A 19,368-nucleotide genomic window follows, 5' to 3' on the forward strand; every position below is an offset into this window, starting at 1 on the left:
CGGCCGTTCACCAGGCCTGGCCGCGGCGCTTGAGTTCCAGGCGACGGACAAACTCCTCCAGCACCAGTGAATACAGATCGTCCTGCAAGTAAGCGTCTTCGATGCCGGCGTCCATGTTCGGGTTGTCGTTGACCTCGATCACCACCACTTTGTCGCCGGACTGCTTGAGGTCGACACCGTAGAGGCCATCGCCGATCAGGTTCGCGGTCTTCACTGCCAGTTCCACCACCGCCCGCGGCGCTTCGTGAACCGCCAGGGTTCGGCATTCGCCGTTGATGTCCTGACCCTTGGCTTTGTGGTTGTAGATCTGCCAATGGCCCTTGGACATAAAGTACTGGCAGGCAAAGATGGGTTTGCGGTTGAGCACGCCGATGCGCCAGTCGTATTCGGTGTAGAAGAATTCCTGGGCCAGCAACAGCACCGAATGCTCGAACAGTTCGGCCGTGGCGTCGAGCAAGGCTTGCTGGCTTTCGACCTTGATCACGCCCCGAGAGAAACAACCGTCGGGGATCTTCAATACCAAGGGGAAACCGAGACGCTCGCCAACCCGCTCAAAGTCTTCCGGTCGCTCTTTGTAGAGAATCTCGGTGGCGGGCATGCCCAGTTGATGGCTCTTGAGCAGATCGGTCAGGTACACCTTGTTGGTGCAACGCAGAATCGACGCCGGGTCGTCCATCACCACCAGCCCTTCGCTCTCGGCTTTCTTGGCAAACCGGTAGGTGTGGTTGTCGACGCTGGTCGTCTCGCGGATCAGCAGCCCGTCGTATTCGGCGATACGCGCGTAGTCCTTGCGCTCGATCAGCTCGACGTCGATGCCCAGCGTCTTGCCAACCCTGACGAAGTTGTCCAGCGCCTTGGCATTCGACGGCGGTAACGCTTCCTGAGGATCGTGCAGGATGGCCAGGTCATAACGGGCCAAACGCCGGGAACGTGGCACGCGCCATATCTTGCGACTGAAACTGTCGAGTGAGTGGGCGAACTGATCTTCCTGATCTTCGCGCAACTTATGTAAGGCACCGGACTTTATCCCTTCAATGTGCCAGCCGTTAGCTCGACGAAACTCAACTAACAATATCGGGCACGGAAAGACTTCAAACAACTGTCGCGCCAGATCCTGTAACGGCTCGATATGAGTCTTGCCAAAGTACAGCGTCAGGGTAAAGCCTTCGGTATCGCTGTAAAGATGATGACTGAGGGCTTTTTCCAGGGTTTTATCCAGATCATCCAGGGCCAGGCCGTACAAGGATTTTCGAGTCAGTTCGCTGATGGTCCGCACCGACGGAATCACCTTGTGCCCACGGGCTTCGGCCAGCAGCGAGCAGTAGTAGCCGTGCCCCAGGTACTTGTAGCTGCGGCACAGGTTGATCACCTGGACCCGCTTGCCTCGCTCGTTGTCACGGGTTTTTTCGAGGTATTCCTGAGCCGTCACGATGTCTTCACTGGGGAAGTAGGAGGCCCAGTCTTCCTTGCGTTCGACGATGATAATCAACTGGCTGGAAGTTCTGACACCGTCATTTAAATAAGTTGCTGCCGGCAAAGTTTGCTCGGATACTTCGCGCCAATGACCCTGTACCGCTGACATAGTGATTGATCCGTTGGAGAACAAGACCTTTCCTATTAAGCACGAACTTTTTAGAAAGTCCCGTTTCGTTACGCAACTTTTACGGTGGTCATATGAATCTGGTTTTTCGCTTGGCGGTGGTTGAAGACTTGCCGGCACTGCTGGAACTCGAACAACACTGTTTCACCACGGATCGGCTTAACCGTCGCAGTTTTCAATGGATGATCACCCGGGCCCATGGGCAACTGCTGGTGGCCCAGCGTGGCGAGCACCTGGTCGGTTACGCCGTGGTGCTGTTCCACCGGGGCACTTCGCTGGCGCGCCTTTACTCGATTGCGATCGCCACCGAAGCGCGCGGCAGTGGCCTGGGCAAACAATTGCTCCAACACATCGAGGCCTGCGCCGTTGAACACGACTGCGCCTACCTGCGGCTGGAAGTACGCATCGACAACCCGACAGCGATTGCCCTGTATGAGCGCAACGGTTATCGACGCTTTGCCCTGATTCATGACTATTACCAGGACCATGCCGACGCGCTGCGGCTGGAAAAGCGCATCCTCCAGCACCGCGACTCGCGCAACATCAAGGTGCCCTGGTATTCGCAGACCATCGATTTCACCTGCGGCCCGGCCTGTCTGCTGATGGCCATGGGCGCGCTGCAAGCGGATCGCGTGCTGGCGCGACGCGAAGAACTGCAGATCTGGCGCGAAGCGACCACCGTGTTCATGACCTCGGGCCATGGTGGCTGCAGCCCTCAAGGCCTGGCGCTGGCGGCATGGCGACGGGGTTTTGCAGTGCGTCTGCAACTGAGCATGGCCGGGCCCCTGTTTCTCGATGGCGTACGCGATGCGCATAAAAAAGAGGTAATGCGGCTAGTACACGAGGAGTTCACCACGCAGCTACAAGAGACTGATGTGGAACGAGTGATCGGCGGACCACTGAACCTTCCACGGTTACTGGACGGTGGCGGACAACCGCTGGTGCTCATCAGCAGCTATCGACTGACCCGCTCCAAATCGCCGCATTGGGTGATCGTCACCGATTGCGATGAAGAGTTCGTCTACCTGCATGACCCGGATGTCGATCACAGCCAGCATCGCCAACCCATGGACTGCCAGCATTTGCCGGTCAGCCATGGGGAGTTCGACAAGATGAGCAGCTTCGGTCGAGGCAAGTTGCGGGCGGCAGTGGTCCTGTACGCCCGATCATGAGCTTCAAAACCCCTGTAGCCGCTGGCGAACTGTGGCGAGGGGATTTATCCCCGTTGGGCTGCGAAGCGGCCCCAGTTTTTCCAGCCACACTGCGTCCAATGAATTACGACGGCTTCGCCGCCGAACGGGGCGGTGCGACGTTTCGCCAAATCCCCTCGCCACAGTTCGCCAGCTGCTACAAGGGATGCGTTACTTCAGGCCAATCCTGTACAGGGCTCCGTCGTCCTCATCGGTCAGTACATACAAGTACCCATCGGGCCCCTGCCGCACATCGCGAATGCGCTTGTTGAGTTCGCTCAGCAATCGCTCTTCGTGAACGACCTTGTCGCCATCGAACTGCAAGCGGATCAACTCCTGGCTCACCAGCGCGCCGATAAACACGTTGTGCTGCCAGGCCTTGAAGCGGTCAGCGTCGTAGAACGCCATGCCACTGACGCCGGGGGACTTCTCCCAGACATGGTGCGGGGCGACGGTGCCTTCGGCGGTCTTGCCCTTGGCTTCCGGGATCGGCTGGCCGGAATAGTTGATGCCATGGGTTGCTACCGGCCAGCCGTAGTTCTTGCCTCGCTCGATGATGTTGATTTCGTCGCCACCCTGGGGACCGTGTTCGTTTTCCCAAAGGGTGCCGGTCCAGGGGTTGAGCGCCGCGCCTTGCGGATTGCGCTGGCCGTAGGACCAGATTTCCGGGCGTACGCCGGCCTGACCGACAAAGGGGTTGTCATCCGGCACCTGGCCGTCCGGGTAGATCCGCACGACCTTGCCTTGCAGCTTGTCGAGGTCTTGAGCGGTCGGCCGGTCGTTGTTCTCGCCAAGGGTGATGAACAGATAGCCGTCGCGGTCGAACACCAACCTTGAACCGAAGTGGTTTCCGACTGAAAGCTTGGGTTCCTGGCGGAAGATCACTTTGAAATCCTTGATGGCCGTCAGGTCGTCAGACAGACGTCCGCGACCAACCGCCGTCCCGGCCTTGTCGCCCTCACCGCCACCTTCGGCATACGACAAGTAGACCGTGCGGTCTTGATTGAAGTCGGGCGACAACGCAACATCCAGCAAGCCGCCCTGCCCCTTTGCCCAAACCTTTGGCACGCCACTGAGCGGAGCGGACAGTTTACCGTCGGCGCTGACCACCCGCAGGTTGCCGGGCCGCTCGGTCACCAGCATCCCTTGGTGATCGGGAAGAAACGCCAAGGCCCAGGGATGTTCGAGCCCCGTGGTCATTGTCGTCACCTCAAGGGTGCCCTGTTCGCTTTTGAAATTCTGGGGTGGCGCTGCGAAAACGGGCGCCGTGACGGTGATCAGTGCGCTGGCACACAGCGTGGCCAGAAGGGTTTTACGCAACATGCACGATTCCTTTTGTCGTTCGAATGGCTGGCAAGAACGCTGTCGTGCCGTTCAACGGTTGCTGGTGTCTGCGTCTCGATGAGGTGGATTGGGAATGAATTTCGGTGGGGTGGCGGGAGGCGAGCGATCCTGGGGATAGCGGTTGCCGACGCCACCATTGTCAAGCGTCGGAGGGCGCGGCACAGGCACTGTGTTCGGCCCACGGATGGCCGGCGCGCTGGGTTGCGTGCCTTGCATGCTGTTGGGATTGGCCCGGCGAATCGGACTGTTGTAAGGGTTGCTGGCATTGCCTGCCGGGCTCTGGGCCAACAGCAGTGAAGAAGGAGACGGCGCGGTGTCGGCCTGGGCCAGATTGCTCAGCATGCCACTCAACGCCAACGCGGTGCAGCCGAGCACAAATCTGTTCATGGGGAGCCTCTCGACATCAGCGTGGATAGAAACTTCGTTATCACGCTACGCCCGGGGTTCGGATTTGTTAACTAAAACCTCCCCGGCAAGATGTAACACGAAGTTGAGGACGCCGCTGATCCCCCACTGGACCGGGCCTCAAGCCACTGAAACTTTTGTACCGGGCCACAGGTCACCTGAACATCACTCGCGAGAAGACGACCATGGCACGGGCAATCTGGAAAGGCGCGATCAGTTTCGGTCTGGTGCATATCCCTGTGGCGCTGGTCTCGGCGACGTCCTCGCAGGGGGTGGATTTCGACTGGCTCGACAGCCGCAGCATGGACCCGGTGGGCTACAAGCGCATCAACAAGGTCACCGGCAAGGAAGTGACCAAGGAACACATCGTTAAAGGTGTGCAGTATGAAAAGGGTCGGTATGTGGTCCTCAGCGAAGAGGAAATCAAGTCGGCGCACCCGCTGTCCACTCAGACCATCGACATCTTTTCCTTTGTCGACAGCGAGCAGATCCCCCTGCAAAACATTGATACGCCCTACTACCTCGCGCCGGATAAACGCGGTGGCAAGGTCTATGCGCTGTTACGCGAAACGTTAAGCAAAACCAATAAAGTCGCCCTGGCTCATGTTGTGCTGCACACGCGTCAGCACCTCGCCGCGCTGATGCCGCTGGAGTCGGCGATGGTATTGGTGATGCTGCGCTGGCCCGCCGAAGTACGAAGTCTGGATACGCTTGAGTTGGGCAGTGACGTCACCAAGCCCGAACTGGCCAAAGGTGAACTCGATATGGCCAAACGATTGGTTCAGGACATGAGCGCAGACTGGAATCCCGAGGATTATCGCGACAGTTTTGAAGACAAGATTATGGCCTTGGTTGAGAAGAAGGCTAATGAAGGAAAAATCGAAGATGTGGAAACGGCGACTGGCGAAGAGGAGCGTAAAACCGCAGACGTTATCGATCTGACTGAGCTGCTTAAACGTAGCCTGGGTGGCAAGAACACGGGTAAAACGAAACCGGCCGCGAAACCCGCCGCGCAGAAAAAAGCCACGAAGACTTCTCGTGGCTGATTGAAGGTTTGCGGTAAATGTTATGGCCCCTTCGCGAGCAAGCCCGCTCCCACAGTTGACCGCGATCTAATGTGGGAGCGGGCTTGCTCGCGAAGAGGCCATACGCAGTGAAACATCCTTAGATCAAGACGAAAATCGCCACCAATCCGCCAAAAATCGCCCACTTTTCGAGGTAGTAAAGCTTGCGGTTGCGCTTCTTCAGCGCTTTACCGCGAAGTCGAATCTTGTAGATTTTGGCGAAAAAGCGGTTGATACCGCCGGTCTTGTCACCCACATCGTTCGGTGCGCCCGCCGCCGACATCACATGACGGCTGAACCAGCTGTTGAACGCCGCCGCCCAGCGATACTTCATCGGCCGCTCAACGTCGCAGAACAGAATGATGCGGTTCTGCCCGGTGGTGTTTTCAGCGTAATGAATGAAGGTCTCGTCGAACATGACCGCTTCACCGTCGCGCCAGTGGTAGTTCTCGCCATCGACGTTGATGTAGCAACCGGCATCGTTCGGGGTTTCCAGGCCCAGGTGATAGCGGTAGGAACCGGCATACGGATCGCGGTGACGGACCAGTTTCGAACCCGGTGGCAACTCGGCGAACATCGCCGCCTTGATCGAGCCGATGCTTTGCACCAATTCCGTTGTGCGCGGACAAAGTTTCATGGCCGAAGGATGGCTGTCGCCGTACCACTTCAGGTAGAAACGCTTCCAGCCCGTCTTGAAGAACGAGTTGAAGCCGACGTCGTCGTATTGATTCGACCGCTTGATCTCCCCGGCCCTGAGCAGGTTCTGGCCCTCGGCGCGAATTTCTTCCCAATGGTCCTGCAACGGACTCAGATCAGGAAACTCGGCCGGGTTGAGGTAAGGCTTGTTGGGGATTTTCGAGAACAGATAAAGGAAGCAGTTGATCGGCGCCAGAAATGTCGAGTGGTCGCTCAGTTGACGGCCCAGTTTGTGGCGCACGCGTCCGCGCAGGTGGACGTATGCAATGGAGACAACGTAAACAGCAACAATGATCAATTTCACAACAATCGTCACATGTCAGAAGTGAACAAGCTGCGTCCCTTGCCAGCCAATCGGCCCAAGGGTCTTGTGCAGCGTCTGAATTAAGAACAGCAGTCCCGAATGGCGCGTTCTTGAGCCTATGCCGCCTGTCGGCATCAGGTGATAGATGGCATTTTAGCCACAGTTTGTAACCAATAGTTAACCTTCAACGGTGAAAATATGTCCACTGGTGCTGCCAAAGTGGCCGTGCGGCCTTAACGCCCTATCGTTTAAAGAGCCAGACCAGTACAATCGCCGCCAAACATTACGCGCCCCCCTTGGTTGACGACGGGAATGAACCCCGTCTCAGCGCACTTCGACTCGGGCCAAGCGCTCCATATGCTGCTGTCCACTTATTGCCAGATGGACCTTCCGCTTCTGACCGGGATGCATTTCCTGTGGTTCGAATAACGGAAACGGGTACTGAATCGGTACTGCCGCAACCCTAGCTACTCTGAATGCTTCGCAGGAAAAACCTTTGATCTCTACAGCTAACATCACGATGCAGTTCGGCGCCAAGCCGCTATTCGAAAACGTTTCGGTCAAATTCGCCGCGGGCAACCGCTACGGCCTGATCGGCGCCAACGGTTGCGGCAAGTCGACTTTCATGAAAATCCTCGGCGACGACCTCGAGCCGTCCGGCGGCCAGGTCATGCTCGAGCCGAACGTGCGTCTGGGTAAATTGCGCCAGGACCAGTTCGCCTACGAAGAATTCACCGTGATCGATACCGTGATCATGGGTCACGAAGAGCTGTGGAAGGTCAAGGCCGAGCGCGACCGCATCTACTCGCTGCCGGAAATGACCGAAGAAGACGGCATGGCCGTTGCAGAACTGGAAACCGAATTCGCCGAAATGGACGGCTACACCGCCGAATCCCGTGCCGGCGAACTGTTGCTGGGCCTGGGTATCGGCATCGAGCAGCACTTCGGCCCGATGAGCGAAGTGTCCCCCGGCTGGAAACTGCGCGTATTGCTGGCCCAGGCGCTGTTCTCCGATCCTGAAGTGTTGTTGCTCGACGAACCGACCAACCACCTGGACATCAACACCATCCGCTGGCTGGAAAACATCCTGACCCAGCGCTCCAGCCTGATGATCATCATCTCTCACGACCGTCACTTCCTGAACAGCGTGTGCACCCACATGGCTGACCTGGATTACGGCGAGTTGCGCCTGTTCCCGGGCAACTACGACGAGTACATGACCGTGGCGACCCAGTCCCGCGAGCAACTGCTGTCGGACAACGCCAAGAAGAAAGCGCAGATCTCCGAACTGCAATCGTTCGTCAGCCGCTTCTCGGCCAACGCCTCGAAAGCCAAGCAAGCAACCTCCCGCGCCAAGGCGATCGACAAGATCCAGCTGGCCGAGGTCAAGCCTTCGAGCCGTGTGAGCCCGTTCATCCGTTTCGAACAAACCAAGAAGCTGCACCGTCAGGCCGTTATCGTCGAGCGCATGGCCAAAGGCTTCGACGGCAAGACACTGTTCAAGGACTTCAGCTTCCAGGTTGAAGCCGGCGAGCGCGTGGCGATCATCGGCCCGAACGGTATCGGTAAAACCACCCTGCTGCGCACCCTGGTCAACGAACTGACCCCGGATGCCGGTACTGTGAAGTGGACCGACGCCGCGGAACTGGGCTACTACGCCCAGGACCACGCTCACGACTTCGAAGACGACTGCAACCTGTTCGACTGGATGGGCCAATGGACTCAGGGCGGCGAGCAAATCGTTCGCGGTACCCTCGGCCGTATGCTGTTCTCCAACGACGAGATCCTCAAGTCGGTCAAGGTCATCTCCGGTGGTGAGCAAGGTCGCATGCTGTTCGGCAAGCTGATCCTGCAAAAGCCGAACGTGCTGATCATGGACGAACCGACCAACCACTTGGACATGGAATCCATCGAGGCGCTGAACCTGGCGCTCGAGAACTACCCGGGCACGCTGATCTTCGTCAGCCACGACCGTGAGTTCGTATCGTCCCTGGCCACCCGCATCATCGAGTTGAGCCCTAGTGGCGTGATCGACTTCAGCGGCACCTATGACGACTACCTGCGTAGCCAGGGCGTTGTGTTCTAAGCACCGGCTGAAAATGGAAAGCCCTGTCCTGGTGACGGGGCTTTTTGCATTCAAGGGTGAAGGGATAGTTTGGTTCAGAAACCTTCGCGAGCAGGCTCGCTCCCACAGGGAAATGCGTTCCAACTGTGGGAGCGAGCCTGCTCGCGAAGAGGCCCTCAAACCCTACGAATATAGTTAGCCTGCTTTCTTTTATTTTGCGCCCGCGCCATGATGCAGTTCTCCTACCGCCGCCCGCGAACGAGCCCTCATGTCTGCGCAGCAACAGCCACCACAAAGCTCCATGGCGATCACCCTGCAGATCGTCTCCATCGTCTTTTATACCTTTATTGCCTTCCTCTGCATTGGCCTGCCGATTGCGGTATTGCCGGGGTATGTCCATGAACAGCTGGGTTTCAGCGCGATCATCGCGGGGCTGACCATCGGCTCGCAGTACCTGGCCACCCTGCTCAGCCGCCCGATGGCCGGGCGCCTGTCGGACAGCATCGGCACCAAGCGGGCGATTGTTTACGGGTTATCGGGGATTGTGTTGAGCGGCGTGCTGACGTTGATTTCAACGCTGCTGCAAAGCCTTCCGTTGCTGAGCCTGTTGATCCTGATCGCCGGCCGCTTGTTGCTGGGGATTGCCCAGGGCTTGATCGGGGTCGGCACCATCAGTTGGTGCATGGGTCAGGTGGGCGCGGAACATACTGCACGATCGATCTCCTGGAACGGCATCGCCTCCTACGGCGCCATCGCCATTGGTGCGCCGCTGGGCGTGGTGATGGTCGGTGAGCTGGGGTTCGCCAGTCTTGGGATCGCGCTGTCGGTGCTGGCGCTGGCGGCGTTGTTGCTGATTCGAAACAAACCCTCGGTGCCGGTGATTCGCGGCGAGCGCCTTCCGTTCTGGGCGGTGTTCGGGCGCATTGCGCCGTTCGGCGCGAGCCTGAGCCTCGCCTCCATCGGTTACGGCACGCTGACCACCTTTATTACCCTGTATTACGTCAGCCGTGGCTGGGCCGGCGCGGCGTACTGCCTGACGGTGTTCGGCGTGTGTTTCATCCTGGCGCGATTGTTGTTCATCTCCAGCATCAGCCGTTTCGGTGGGTTCACCTCGGCCATTGCCTGCATGAGCATTGAGACGGCGGGCCTGGTGTTACTGTGGCTCGCGCCTTCGACCGGTTATGCGCTGATTGGCGCAGGCCTGACCGGATTCGGTCTGTCACTGGTCTATCCGGCGTTGGGGGTCGAAGCGATCAAGCAAGTGCCCAATTCCAGTCGCGGGGCGGGATTGAGTGCTTACGCAGTGTTTTTCGATCTGGCCTTGGCGATTGCCGGGCCGTTGATGGGCGCCGTGGCGTTGAATCTGGGGTACACGTGGATATTCTTCAGCGCGGCGTTGTTGTCGGTGACTGGCCTCGGCTTGACCTTGTTACTGAAACGCCGCGCAATGGCCTGACACCGCAACCCACTGTGGGAGCGGCGGTGCGGCGATCCGACTTGCTCGCGAAGGCGGTGTATCAGTCAGTATTAATGTCAACTGAACCACCGCTTTCGCGAGCAAGCCCGCTCCCACATTATTTATTGATCGGCGGTCTGCATTCCGGCCCGGGTCGGTTTGCCCAGCGCATGAGAGAAGAAACGCCCGGCTTCGGAAATCATGTTGCGATGAATGTCTTTGCGATCGACGCCATCGGCATCGGTACACAGCGCCGGCATGGCGATGATCTGCTCTTCGTTGCAAGGCGCCAGGAACACGAAGTGCCCTGCCCCGACCAGCAACTTGAAGTCCGGTGCGATCGGCAGTTTGCGCGCCAGGGCGGCGGCATTCTTGTCGAACGCCACCAGTTTGTCGCCGTCGCCGCTGTAGAGCAGCACCGGCACATGCACATCGGCCAGGGTATGACGGCCAAACTTCAGGCTCAGTGGCGCCATGAGCAGCAAGGCGCGAACCCGCGGGTCAGCCACCGGCTGCAAGTCATCACGGTCAGCAATCAATTCGCCTTGGGTGTTGCAGGCATCGCGGTCGTCCGGGCGTTCCTGACAGTAGCGGCGCAGACGGTCCAGGTCCGGTGTCGCGCCGGACAGAATCAGCGCCGTCTCCCCGCCCGCCGAATAACCGATCACACCGACCTGATCGGCATTGACGAAGGGCGCGAGCATTCGGTCGCCCAGTGTCGCGGTAATGGCTTCGGAAATCTGGATGGGCCGACCGTAAAGGTTACTCAACGTACCAAGGCGGCTATGGTCTTTGGAGTTGTCACCGGGATGGATCACCGCCACCACCACAAACCCTTTGCGTGCCAGCGACGTGGCGAGGTCGTGCAAGGCCAGCGGGGTTCCGATGTTGCCGTGGGACAGCATCAGCATCGGGAAACGACCGATGGCAACTCGGGTGTCTTCGCCCGCTTCGACCGTGTAGCCCTCGAGGATGCTGGAGTGTTCCTTCTCGCTGGAGGGGTAGAAGGCGATGGCGCGCATCGGCTGCAAATCCAGAGGGTCAAGAAAACTCATCTCATGGAAGCCGACGCTCCAGTGAGGATGCGGCGCAGGCGCGGCGTGCACTGAGTTCAGGCTGCTGAGCAGGCAAATCAGTAAAATTGCACAAAGACGCACCATGGGATGCCCCACCTTGTTACTGGACCGGAGACGGTAACCCTCGATTGCATAACCCGGGCCACTATTTAATGAAATTCCGAAATAGCCAGAAACAAAAAACTCCGTATCTGACACTTGCGTGATCAGAATACAGAGTTTTTTGGGTATTGCCCGAGCTGTTTGATTTTCTTTACACACACCTTACGCGGCGGCGAACAACTGCTCGCTGATTTGCGTGTGAGCGTCGCTCATGGCTTTGGTGCGGACTTCGTCACCATAGGCAAGGCCATGGGCGCGGACGAACTCGATGTCGGTGATACCGATGAAGCCGAACAGCACCTTCAAGTACTCTTCGTGAGCAACGCCAGTCGCCTGACCCGCATGCAGACCGCCGGAAGTCGAAACGATGACGACTTTCTTGCCACCGCACAGGCCTTCAGGACCGGCTTCGGTGTAACGGAAGGTCTGACCGGCAACGGCGATGCGGTCGATCCAGGCCTTGAGTTGGGTCGGGATGGTGAAGTTGTACATCGGAGCTGCAATCACCACGGCATCGGCGGCGAGGAATTCGGCCAGGGTGGTGGCACTCAGCTCGGCTTCGTGTTGCTGCGCGGCGTTGCGCAGTTCAGCGGTGGTGCCGGCGGCAACCAGGGTCGTGGCGGAGAAATGGCTGATGGCATCGGCGGCCAGGTCGCGGTAGGTCACCACGGCCGTCGGCTCGGCGGTTTGCCAGGCTTTAACGACTTCGCTACTCAGCTGACGGGAAGCCGAGTTGTCACCAAGAATGCTCGAATCGATATGCAGCAGTTTCATGTGGGATCTCCAGGTGAGGATCGCCACGAGGCGATCTGATGGGGAGAATCCTACAGACGAAACTAATAGCTGATTAGTCGGCAACAATGCGATAGTTCGTCCCACTGATAGAACAATCGAGCGTCCACCATGCAAGACCTCAATGATCTCTACTACTTCGCCAAGGTGGTTGAAGCCGATGGCTTTGCCGCAGCCGGGCGTTTGCTCGGAATTCCCAAGTCGCGGTTGTCGCGGCGCATTGCCGAACTGGAAGAACGCCTTGGCGCGCGCCTGCTGCAACGCACCACCCGACAACTGAAGCTGACCGCCGTGGGTGAACGTTACTTGCGGCACTGTCAGGCAATGCTGCTGGAAGCCGAGATGGCCGATGAAGCCGTCGCCAGCATGTCGAGTGAACCTCGCGGGCGTTTGCGGGTGTCTTGCCCCGTCGGGCTGGCCCACGAAATTCTGCCGACAGTGATCAGCGATTTCCTTGAGAAATATCCTCATGTTCAACTGGAGGTCATGTTGCTCAACCGCCGCGTCGACCTGGTGACCGAGGGCGTCGATGTGGCGCTGCGGGTGCGTGAGTTGGGCGATGAGGATCCGCTGTTGGTCACCCGACGTTTGCGCCAGGCGCAGATGGCGATGGTCGCCAGCCCCGGATTTTTGCACGGCCGTGAAATCAACCACCCCGAAGACTTGAAAAACCTGCCCGTGCTCGGCGCCCTGGAAGCCGATCGCCTGGTGCATATCCGCATGCTCGACCAACAGGGCAAAAGCTGCGATCTCACCCTCGAGGCGCGATTGGGCATCGATGACTTTATCGTGCGCAAGGCCTGCACCCTCGCCGGCCAGGGTTTTACCATGCTGCCGATGATGTATTGCGAGCAGGAACTGGAAAACGGCACGCTGGTGCAGCTGCTGCCCGACTGGTCGTTGCCTGGCGGCTGGCTGCAAGCGGTCTACCCTCATCGGCGCGGGGTGATGCCGGCCGTACGCGCCTGGCTCGACCATTTGATCGAATCATTCAATGCCTGCGGGGACCGACTGATATGAAGGCTGGACGTATGAGCGAAGAGGATGTCGCGCAATTCTGTCTCGCGCTGCCGGGTGCGCGGGAAGACTACAAGTGGGGTGGCGTGCGGGTGTTTTCGATTGCCGGGAACAAGATGTTCGCCTTGCAGAATCTGCGGGGCGAATCCCTGGCCTTCAAGGTCGACAAGGACGTGTTTCTCGGTCATTGCGACCGCCCGGGAATCCGCCCGGCGCCGTATCTGGCGCGAGCTCAGTGGATCATCATGGAAACGCCCTACCCGTTGGGCCCTGAAGAGCTGCAAGGCTTGTTGCAGCGTTCCCATCAATTGGTGGTGAGCAAGTTGCCCAAGCGCACCCAGGTCGGACTGCTGCTTTAAAGCAGCGCGAACAGATGGGCGCCGAGAAACAGCTGGTCGATCCAGAACACCTGATGCATCAGCACGATGATCCAGAACACCAACTGAAACGAGAGCTTGCGCGTCTTGTGCCGAAACAGCTGCTGGGCCAGTAAGGCGCCCGGCCAGCCTCCGGCGAGTTCCACCGCATGCAACACGTTCTCCGGTGTGCGCCAATGGTCGGCGCGCGCCTTGCGCTTGTCGCTCCAGTACAGCAAGAACGCCAGCAGGCTGACGACCCCGTACGCAGCCAGGGGAATCACCGAAACCCCACGCAGCCACAACGACATCGAGCCAAACAACGGCAGCGCGCACAGGAGCGCAAACACCAACAGTTTCAGCTGGAGATTGCGAACCTCTCCTGCGGGCTTGCGTCCGGGGTTGTTGCGCGCACTGGCGTCATTCATGGCTTGACCGCAGTCCAGTCAACCCAGCCGAACTGCCAGGTGGCCAGGATGACCAGGCCGAACGCGATGCGATACCAGGCAAACGCCGCATAGCTATGGCTGCCGATGAACACGAGCAAGGCTCTGACGGCAATCATCGCGAAGATGAACGCCGTGACGAAGCCGATGGCGAACACCGGAAAATCCGACGGGACGAACAGGTGGCGGTATTTGAAGCCCGAGTAAACCGCCGCAGCGACCATGGTCGGCATCGCCAGAAAGAACGAGAACTCGGTAGCGGTCTTGCGCGACAGCCCGAACAACAAGCCACCAATGATCGTCGAGCCGGAGCGTGAGGTCCCGGGAATCATCGCCAGGCACTGGGCGAAGCCGACTTTCAGGGCGTCTTTCCACGTGATCTCATCAACGGTTTCGGCATGCACTTCATGCTGACGCTTTTCGGCCCACAACATGATGATCCCGCCCACAACCAACGCCGTCGCAACGGTGATCGGGTTGAACAGGTACTCGTGGATCAAATTGGAAAAAATCACCCCCAATACCACGGCCGGCATGAAAGCAATCAACAGGTTTGCAGTAAAGCGGCGAGCGCCGGGCTGCGTTGGCAAACCGGTCACCACATCGATGATCTTGCGGCGGAACTCCCACACCACCGCCAGAATCGCCCCCAGCTGAATAATAATGTTGAAAGCGATGGCCCGCTCGCCACCGAAGTTGAGCAGGTCAGCCACGATGATCTGGTGGCCGGTACTGGAAATCGGCAAAAACTCCGTCAGTCCTTCTACAACCCCAAGAATCAATGCCGAAAAGGCAGTCCAAAGATCCATCAATCCCCCAAGAAGCAATGCGCCACGGCATGCCCCGTTAATATTTTTTCAGAACGTTGACTGCGGTCAGCGTCGCTGCTGCGCCGCGCGCATAGAATCCAGACGAAACCATAAAAATTCCGTGAAAAATCGACTGGGATTCAGGTTTTTCCATGCGGGGCCGAAATCCTATCAGACAAGTCTGATTAACGCTGCCGCGTTATTGGACTTGGGTCGGATATGACTGATTGGCAAAGTGTGGTTGGATGCTGGCGATCATTTATTACAAGAAAAAGAAACCGGAGTGACAGCGTTATGAACAGCTTGCGCAGTATGTCGATCAGCCGACGTTTGTGGCTCATCTTGATCGTGGCCGTCCTGATGCTATTGACGTTGGGCGTCTTGATGCTCAAGCAGATTCACGATGACCTGTACCACGCCAAGGCTCAGAAAACCCAGCATGTGGTGCAAACCGCCAGCGGCATTCTGACCTATTACCACGACCTCGAAACTGCCGGCACCCTCACCCGCGACGCCGCACAGAAGCAGGCACTGAGCGCCGTTCGCGGCCTGCGCTATGACCAGAATGACTACTTCTGGATCAATGACCTGACGCCGGTGATGATCATGCACCCGGCCAACCCGAAACTCGATGGCCAGAACCTCTCGGCGATCCGCGACCCCGACGGTTTTGCCCTGTTTAACGAAATGGTCGCCGTCGCCAAGACCAAGGGTGCCGGCACCGTCGACTATCGCTGGCCGAAACCGGGCGCCAGCGCGCCGGTAGAGAAAACCTCCTACATCAAACTCTTCGAGCCCTGGGGTTGGGTGATCGGTTCGGGCGTGTACATCGATGACATGCAGGCCGAGTTCTATGGCCAGGTGTGGAAGGCCTCGTTCGTGGGGCTGGTGATTGCCCTGATCATGGTGCTGCTGGTCATCCTGATTGCCCGCAGCATCGTGCGTCCACTGCAGGAAACCGTGAATGCCATGGCCAACATCGCCAGCGGCGAAAGCGACTTGACCCACAGCCTCGATACCCATGGCCAGGATGAAGTCACGGAACTGGCACGCCACTTCAACGCCTTCACCGCCAAGCTGAGATTGGTGATCAAAGAACTGCAAGTATCCGCCAGTGCCCTGGGCCAGTCGTCCAGTGAACTGGGCAACGACGCCGCCCAGGCCCAGCAACGCAGTCAGCAACAATCCCAGCAAATGGAACTGGTGGCCACAGCAATCAATGAAGTGACGTATGGCGTGCACGACGTCGCGAAAAACGCCGAGCACGCCGCCAGCGAAATGCGCGATGCCGAGTCTCAGGCGCAGCAAGGTCAGGTCAACATCGATGGCAGCCTGCAACAGATCGACAAGCTGTCCTCCACCATCGATCAAGCGGTGGAAGTCATTCGTACTCTGGCCGCCGAAAGCACGCAGATCGGCAGCGTTCTCGAAGTCATCCGTTCCATCGCCGAGCAAACCAACCTGCTGGCCCTCAACGCGGCCATCGAAGCCGCCCGGGCCGGCGAGCAAGGTCGCGGTTTTGCGGTGGTGGCCGATGAAGTGCGATTGCTGGCCCAGCGCACCCAGAAGTCCACGGCCGAGATCCAGTCGATGATCGAACGCCTGCAAAGCCACTCCGAAGCAGCGGTCAAAGTGATCGGCGACAGCAGCCGTGCATCGCAGTTGACCATCGAGCAGGCCGGCCTGGCCGGCGCAAGCCTGAATGCCATTGCCCAGGCGCTGCGCAACCTCAACGGGTTGAACGCCTCCATCGCCAGCGCGACCTTGCAACAGGCGCATGTGGTCGAGGACATCAACCAGAACGTCACCCAGGCCGCCGGTTTGTCCCACAGCACGGCGCTGGCGGCTGAACAGTCGAGCGTGGCCAGCGTTCACCTGAAGGAATTGAGTGAGCAGTTGAACGGGCTGCTCAAGCAGTTCCGGGTGTAACGACAGTCCCTGTAGCAGCTGCCGAGCCCGTGGCGAGGGGATTTAGCGAAACGTCGCACCGCCCCGTTCGGCGGCGAAGCCGTCGTAATCCATTGGACGCGGTGTGGCTGGAAAAACAGGGGCCGCTTCGCAGCCCAACGGGGATAAATCCCCTCGCCACGGGCTCGGCAGCTGCTACACAGTGTGTGTGTGTACGCCGGTTCTACTTGGCAGCGCCTGCCGTTACAATCCGCACCCTCTTCGATTTTCCCAAGGTACCTCCATGTCCGGGCTTGAACTGTTTGCCGCTGCCCTCGGTGTCATTGCCGTCTGGTTGACGGTCAAACAGAACCCCTGGTGCTGGCCGATCGGTCTGGTCATGGTGCTGCTTTATAGCTGGATCTTTTTTGAGGTGAAGCTCTACTCGGACATGCTCCTGCAGGTGATCTACGCCGCATTGCAGCTCTATGGCTGGTGGCAGTGGACACATGCGGGTGACGCACACCAAGGTCGGCAGGTCAGCCTGCTCGACGGTAAATCGGTTGCTATCGGTCTGATCATTGGCGCGGTCGGCAGTCTGTTGCTGGGCGCTGCAATGGCGAACTGGACCGATGCCGCACAACCCTGGCTCGATGCGGCACTCACTGGCTTCAGCCTGGTGGCGCAGTTATGGATGGCGCAAAAACGCGTTCAATGCTGGCCGCTGTGGTTCACCCTGGATGTGATCTTCGTCGGGCTGTTTATCTACAAAGGTCTGTACCTGACCGCCGGGCTCTACGCGCTGTTCGCCCTGATTGCCGTGCAAGGCTGGCGAGAATGGCGGGCCGATCCGGCGTTGCGTACATGAAGGTGCTGGTGCTGGCAGGGCCGGAATCCAGCGGCAAAAGCTGGCTTTCGAGTGAGATTCACGCCAATTTTGGCGGCATATTGGTCGGTGAGTACGTTAGGCACTTCATCGAAAGCGAAGCCCGCGAAACCTGCTACGATGACATTGCATCAATAGCACATGGCCAGCTGAGATGGGAGGACGAGGCACGCGCCCGGCAGCCGCATTTGCTGATTCTCGACACTCACTTGCTGAGTAACATCCTCTGGAGCCAGACCTTGTTTGGCGCTTGTCCGACATGGATCGAGCAAGCATTGCTGGCACGGCACTACGACCTGCATTTGCTGCTGAGCCCTGAAACCGTGGCCTGGCATGACGACGGGCAACGTTGCCAACCGCAACTGGCAGAACGCCAGGTGTTTTTCCAGGCCAGCCGCCAATGGCTTGACCTGCACCACCGGCCTTGCCAGGTGCTGCAAGGTGATTGGCAACAACGCAAGGACGCGGCATTCGAGGCTGTGACGCACTTGCTCACGACCTGACAGCCCCCCGCGCCCTGCCGAAAATGTCCACTCCTGATACATCTACCCCTGCGCAAACCCGCGAGCTAAAGCGGCTCAAGCACTCCTGCAAGAAAATGTTAAGCCTCTGATACAACCTGCCTTCAGCGCCCTTAGCGAGCAATACCGCCACCCTCGACGGCGTTTTTGCGTGGCCCTGTCTCAGTGGCGTTACACAATTTTTTGACTACCTCGACAATTAAATCCAACCACCTGTTTTCAAAAGAAAAACAAAAACCGGCACACCTTCTGCTCTCTTCCTCGCAACGCTGATAAGGGCCAGCGCTCCACTCACAGAAGGAATTGCCGCCGTGGGGAAACCTGATAACAACTTTTTTAGCCTCCTGCTGATCGGATGTGCACTGGGCTCGATTGTCTGCATGCCGGTACAGGCTGACAACGGCATCATTATTATCAAACGGGATGTTCAGCCGCGCATGGCAACGCGTGCGCCAGTGATGCCCGATCCTAGCCCCACGACCGCCAATGCCAACCCGTCCAAACAGATCATCAGTCAAACGAACGAGTTGAGCGACGGCGACTTTGCCGGTGTCTCCAGTGGTGCAGGCATCTCCCGCCTGATCACTCAAAACACCAACAACCTGGGCGGCAATATCAGCAACCAAAGCCAGCTTTCCAACCTCCCCGCCGGACGTTCGGGAAATGCTGGCGGCGGCATTGCCAACATGGTCAATTCAAGCGTCCAGCAAGGCCTGGGTGCTCTGAAAGTCATAACGGGAGACCGTTAAGATGAATCGTACGCTGCTGATTATCGCCATGTTTTGCAGTGCATCGACCTTCGCCCAATCCCCCGTCATCGATAACGCCAACATCGACGGTTCGGGCGCCCAGTACCAGGGCAACCTCGGGGTCAATCAGGCTGCCGGCGACCTGCAGCAGCAGGCGAACGCCCGGGCCATCGCCGTTGGCCATGGAGCCAGCGCGACCACACAGATTCGCCAACGGCTGCGTACGGTGGTCGACCCCAGGATCGATGCCCGGTCCAGCATCCAAGGCAATTCCTTCAGCCACGGTAACGGCGTACTGGGTGTCAACCAGAGCGCGGGCGCCAGCAACCAGCAAGCCAATGCCCTGCGGATAAGCATTGGCACACAGCCGCAAAGCATCGACGACAGCGTCCTCAGGCAACAGAACGTGACGCTGATCACCAACTCCGATCCAACTGACTCTGCACCAGGCTATCGCCAGGTCGCTACCAGCGATCAGGCCTTCACCGGTAGCCGTGGGGTGATCCAGTTGAATCAGAGCGCCGGGGTGGGAAACCGAACGGCCAACACCCTGAGCGTACGGGTCACGGACTGACCCAAACAGGTAGGTACAACACTTAACCT

At 58.7% G+C, this 19,368-nt stretch carries 19 protein-coding genes; 11 read left to right on the forward strand and 8 right to left on the reverse strand.

What is annotated here, in order from left to right; translation table 11 throughout:
- Positions 1–7: 7 nt before the first annotated feature.
- The gene (locus KW848_RS02135) at positions 8–1,582 is read right to left on the reverse strand and encodes a RimK family protein (protein ID WP_256364995.1); all 1,575 of its coding nucleotides are present in this window, start codon (positions 1,580–1,582) and stop codon (positions 8–10) included.
- Between the two features lie 92 nt (positions 1,583–1,674).
- Between KW848_RS02135 and rimI the strand changes: the two genes are divergently transcribed.
- On the forward strand, positions 1,675–2,772 hold the full coding sequence (gene rimI / locus KW848_RS02140; protein WP_218535158.1) for a ribosomal protein S18-alanine N-acetyltransferase: 1,098 nt from the start codon (positions 1,675–1,677) through the stop codon (positions 2,770–2,772).
- Between the two features lie 189 nt (positions 2,773–2,961).
- On the opposite strand, the gene KW848_RS02145 is transcribed toward rimI, so the two are convergent.
- Complete coding sequence (locus KW848_RS02145) at positions 2,962–4,113, reverse strand: PQQ-dependent sugar dehydrogenase (protein WP_218535170.1); 1,152 nt, start codon at positions 4,111–4,113, stop codon at positions 2,962–2,964.
- A gap of 51 nt (positions 4,114–4,164) precedes the next feature.
- Entirely contained in the window at positions 4,165–4,521 is a 357-nt protein-coding gene (locus KW848_RS02150) for a hypothetical protein (protein ID WP_192408404.1), read from the reverse strand.
- Positions 4,522–4,724: 203 nt separating this feature from the next.
- Between KW848_RS02150 and KW848_RS02155 the strand changes: the two genes are divergently transcribed.
- Positions 4,725–5,585 (forward strand): Ku protein, encoded by an 861-nt coding sequence (locus KW848_RS02155; RefSeq protein WP_218535176.1) that lies wholly within the window; start codon positions 4,725–4,727, stop codon positions 5,583–5,585.
- Between the two features lie 118 nt (positions 5,586–5,703).
- Here KW848_RS02155 and lpxO read toward each other — a convergent pair whose 3' ends face one another.
- Positions 5,704–6,603 (reverse strand): lipid A hydroxylase LpxO, encoded by a 900-nt coding sequence (lpxO, locus tag KW848_RS02160; protein ID WP_218535189.1) that lies wholly within the window; start codon positions 6,601–6,603, stop codon positions 5,704–5,706.
- A 496-nt stretch (positions 6,604–7,099) separates the two neighbouring features.
- Here lpxO and KW848_RS02165 point away from each other — a divergent pair, with 496 nt between their 5' ends.
- Both KW848_RS02165 and KW848_RS02170 read left to right on the forward strand, forming a co-directional pair.
- The gene (locus KW848_RS02165; protein WP_008149954.1) at positions 7,100–8,689 is read left to right on the forward strand and encodes an ABC-F family ATPase; all 1,590 of its coding nucleotides are present in this window, start codon (positions 7,100–7,102) and stop codon (positions 8,687–8,689) included.
- A 247-nt stretch (positions 8,690–8,936) separates the two neighbouring features.
- On the forward strand, positions 8,937–10,124 hold the full coding sequence (locus tag KW848_RS02170) for an MFS transporter (protein WP_218535191.1): 1,188 nt from the start codon (positions 8,937–8,939) through the stop codon (positions 10,122–10,124).
- A gap of 122 nt (positions 10,125–10,246) precedes the next feature.
- Here KW848_RS02170 and KW848_RS02175 read toward each other — a convergent pair whose 3' ends face one another.
- Together KW848_RS02175 and KW848_RS02180 are read right to left on the reverse strand one after the other, a co-directional pair.
- Positions 10,247–11,284, reverse strand: a complete 1,038-nt coding sequence (locus KW848_RS02175) for a dienelactone hydrolase (RefSeq protein WP_111450029.1) — start codon at positions 11,282–11,284, stop codon at positions 10,247–10,249.
- Positions 11,285–11,464: 180 nt separating this feature from the next.
- Positions 11,465–12,076 (reverse strand): FMN-dependent NADH-azoreductase, encoded by a 612-nt coding sequence (locus KW848_RS02180; protein ID WP_046055117.1) that lies wholly within the window; start codon positions 12,074–12,076, stop codon positions 11,465–11,467.
- A gap of 129 nt (positions 12,077–12,205) precedes the next feature.
- Here KW848_RS02180 and KW848_RS02185 point away from each other — a divergent pair, with 129 nt between their 5' ends.
- Together KW848_RS02185 and KW848_RS02190 are read left to right on the forward strand one after the other, a co-directional pair.
- Positions 12,206–13,114 (forward strand): LysR substrate-binding domain-containing protein, encoded by a 909-nt coding sequence (locus tag KW848_RS02185; RefSeq protein ID WP_111450031.1) that lies wholly within the window; start codon positions 12,206–12,208, stop codon positions 13,112–13,114.
- The gene (locus tag KW848_RS02190) at positions 13,111–13,470 is read left to right on the forward strand and encodes an MmcQ/YjbR family DNA-binding protein (RefSeq protein ID WP_111450032.1); all 360 of its coding nucleotides are present in this window, start codon (positions 13,111–13,113) and stop codon (positions 13,468–13,470) included. Before KW848_RS02185 ends, KW848_RS02190 begins: the two co-directional genes overlap by 4 nt.
- Here KW848_RS02190 and KW848_RS02195 read toward each other — a convergent pair.
- Positions 13,467–13,895 (reverse strand): DUF1294 domain-containing protein, encoded by a 429-nt coding sequence (locus tag KW848_RS02195; protein WP_218535193.1) that lies wholly within the window; start codon positions 13,893–13,895, stop codon positions 13,467–13,469. The two genes, KW848_RS02190 and KW848_RS02195, sit on opposite strands and share 4 nt — an antisense overlap.
- Positions 13,892–14,722 (reverse strand): undecaprenyl-diphosphate phosphatase, encoded by an 831-nt coding sequence (locus KW848_RS02200; RefSeq protein ID WP_218535195.1) that lies wholly within the window; start codon positions 14,720–14,722, stop codon positions 13,892–13,894. The genes KW848_RS02195 and KW848_RS02200 overlap by 4 nt, the downstream gene beginning before the upstream one ends.
- Before the next feature lie 294 nt (positions 14,723–15,016).
- Between KW848_RS02200 and KW848_RS02205 the strand changes: the two genes are divergently transcribed.
- The 5 genes from KW848_RS02205 (at position 15,017) to KW848_RS02225 (ending at position 19,339) form a co-directional block, all read left to right on the forward strand.
- Entirely contained in the window at positions 15,017–16,651 is a 1,635-nt protein-coding gene (locus KW848_RS02205; protein ID WP_218535197.1) for a methyl-accepting chemotaxis protein, read from the forward strand.
- A gap of 262 nt (positions 16,652–16,913) precedes the next feature.
- Positions 16,914–17,477, forward strand: coding sequence for a nicotinamide riboside transporter PnuC (gene pnuC / locus KW848_RS02210; RefSeq protein ID WP_111450036.1), 564 nt, complete (start codon positions 16,914–16,916; stop codon positions 17,475–17,477).
- A complete protein-coding gene (locus KW848_RS02215) occupies positions 17,474–17,998 on the forward strand; it encodes an AAA family ATPase (protein WP_218535376.1) in 525 nt (174 codons plus the stop codon). The genes pnuC and KW848_RS02215 overlap by 4 nt, the downstream gene beginning before the upstream one ends.
- Before the next feature lie 329 nt (positions 17,999–18,327).
- The gene (locus KW848_RS02220) at positions 18,328–18,765 is read left to right on the forward strand and encodes a hypothetical protein (protein ID WP_218535206.1); all 438 of its coding nucleotides are present in this window, start codon (positions 18,328–18,330) and stop codon (positions 18,763–18,765) included.
- 1 nt (position 18,766) lies between these two features.
- The gene (locus KW848_RS02225; RefSeq protein WP_111450039.1) at positions 18,767–19,339 is read left to right on the forward strand and encodes an adhesin; all 573 of its coding nucleotides are present in this window, start codon (positions 18,767–18,769) and stop codon (positions 19,337–19,339) included.
- Positions 19,340–19,368: the final 29 nt, after the last annotated feature.

The sequence above is a fragment of the Pseudomonas sp. PDM25 genome (assembly GCF_019219045.1).
Lineage (GTDB): Bacteria > Pseudomonadota > Gammaproteobacteria > Pseudomonadales > Pseudomonadaceae > Aquipseudomonas.

Coding starts and splice junctions, on each gene's coding strand:
- KW848_RS02135 (WP_256364995.1), bottom strand. CDS start 1,582: ATGTCAGCGGTACAGGGTCATTGGCGCGAAGTATCCGAGCAAACTTTG.
- rimI (WP_218535158.1), top strand. CDS start 1,675: ATGAATCTGGTTTTTCGCTTGGCGGTGGTTGAAGACTTGCCGGCACTG.
- KW848_RS02145 (WP_218535170.1), bottom strand. CDS start 4,113: ATGTTGCGTAAAACCCTTCTGGCCACGCTGTGTGCCAGCGCACTGATC.
- KW848_RS02150 (WP_192408404.1), bottom strand. CDS start 4,521: ATGAACAGATTTGTGCTCGGCTGCACCGCGTTGGCGTTGAGTGGCATG.
- KW848_RS02155 (WP_218535176.1), top strand. CDS start 4,725: ATGGCACGGGCAATCTGGAAAGGCGCGATCAGTTTCGGTCTGGTGCAT.
- KW848_RS02170 (WP_218535191.1), top strand. CDS start 8,937: ATGTCTGCGCAGCAACAGCCACCACAAAGCTCCATGGCGATCACCCTG.
- KW848_RS02175 (WP_111450029.1), bottom strand. CDS start 11,284: ATGGTGCGTCTTTGTGCAATTTTACTGATTTGCCTGCTCAGCAGCCTG.
- KW848_RS02180 (WP_046055117.1), bottom strand. CDS start 12,076: ATGAAACTGCTGCATATCGATTCGAGCATTCTTGGTGACAACTCGGCT.
- KW848_RS02185 (WP_111450031.1), top strand. CDS start 12,206: ATGCAAGACCTCAATGATCTCTACTACTTCGCCAAGGTGGTTGAAGCC.
- KW848_RS02190 (WP_111450032.1), top strand. CDS start 13,111: ATGAAGGCTGGACGTATGAGCGAAGAGGATGTCGCGCAATTCTGTCTC.
- KW848_RS02195 (WP_218535193.1), bottom strand. CDS start 13,895: ATGAATGACGCCAGTGCGCGCAACAACCCCGGACGCAAGCCCGCAGGA.
- KW848_RS02200 (WP_218535195.1), bottom strand. CDS start 14,722: ATGGATCTTTGGACTGCCTTTTCGGCATTGATTCTTGGGGTTGTAGAA.
- KW848_RS02205 (WP_218535197.1), top strand. CDS start 15,017: ATGAACAGCTTGCGCAGTATGTCGATCAGCCGACGTTTGTGGCTCATC.
- pnuC (WP_111450036.1), top strand. CDS start 16,914: ATGTCCGGGCTTGAACTGTTTGCCGCTGCCCTCGGTGTCATTGCCGTC.
- KW848_RS02215 (WP_218535376.1), top strand. CDS start 17,474: ATGAAGGTGCTGGTGCTGGCAGGGCCGGAATCCAGCGGCAAAAGCTGG.
- KW848_RS02225 (WP_111450039.1), top strand. CDS start 18,767: ATGAATCGTACGCTGCTGATTATCGCCATGTTTTGCAGTGCATCGACC.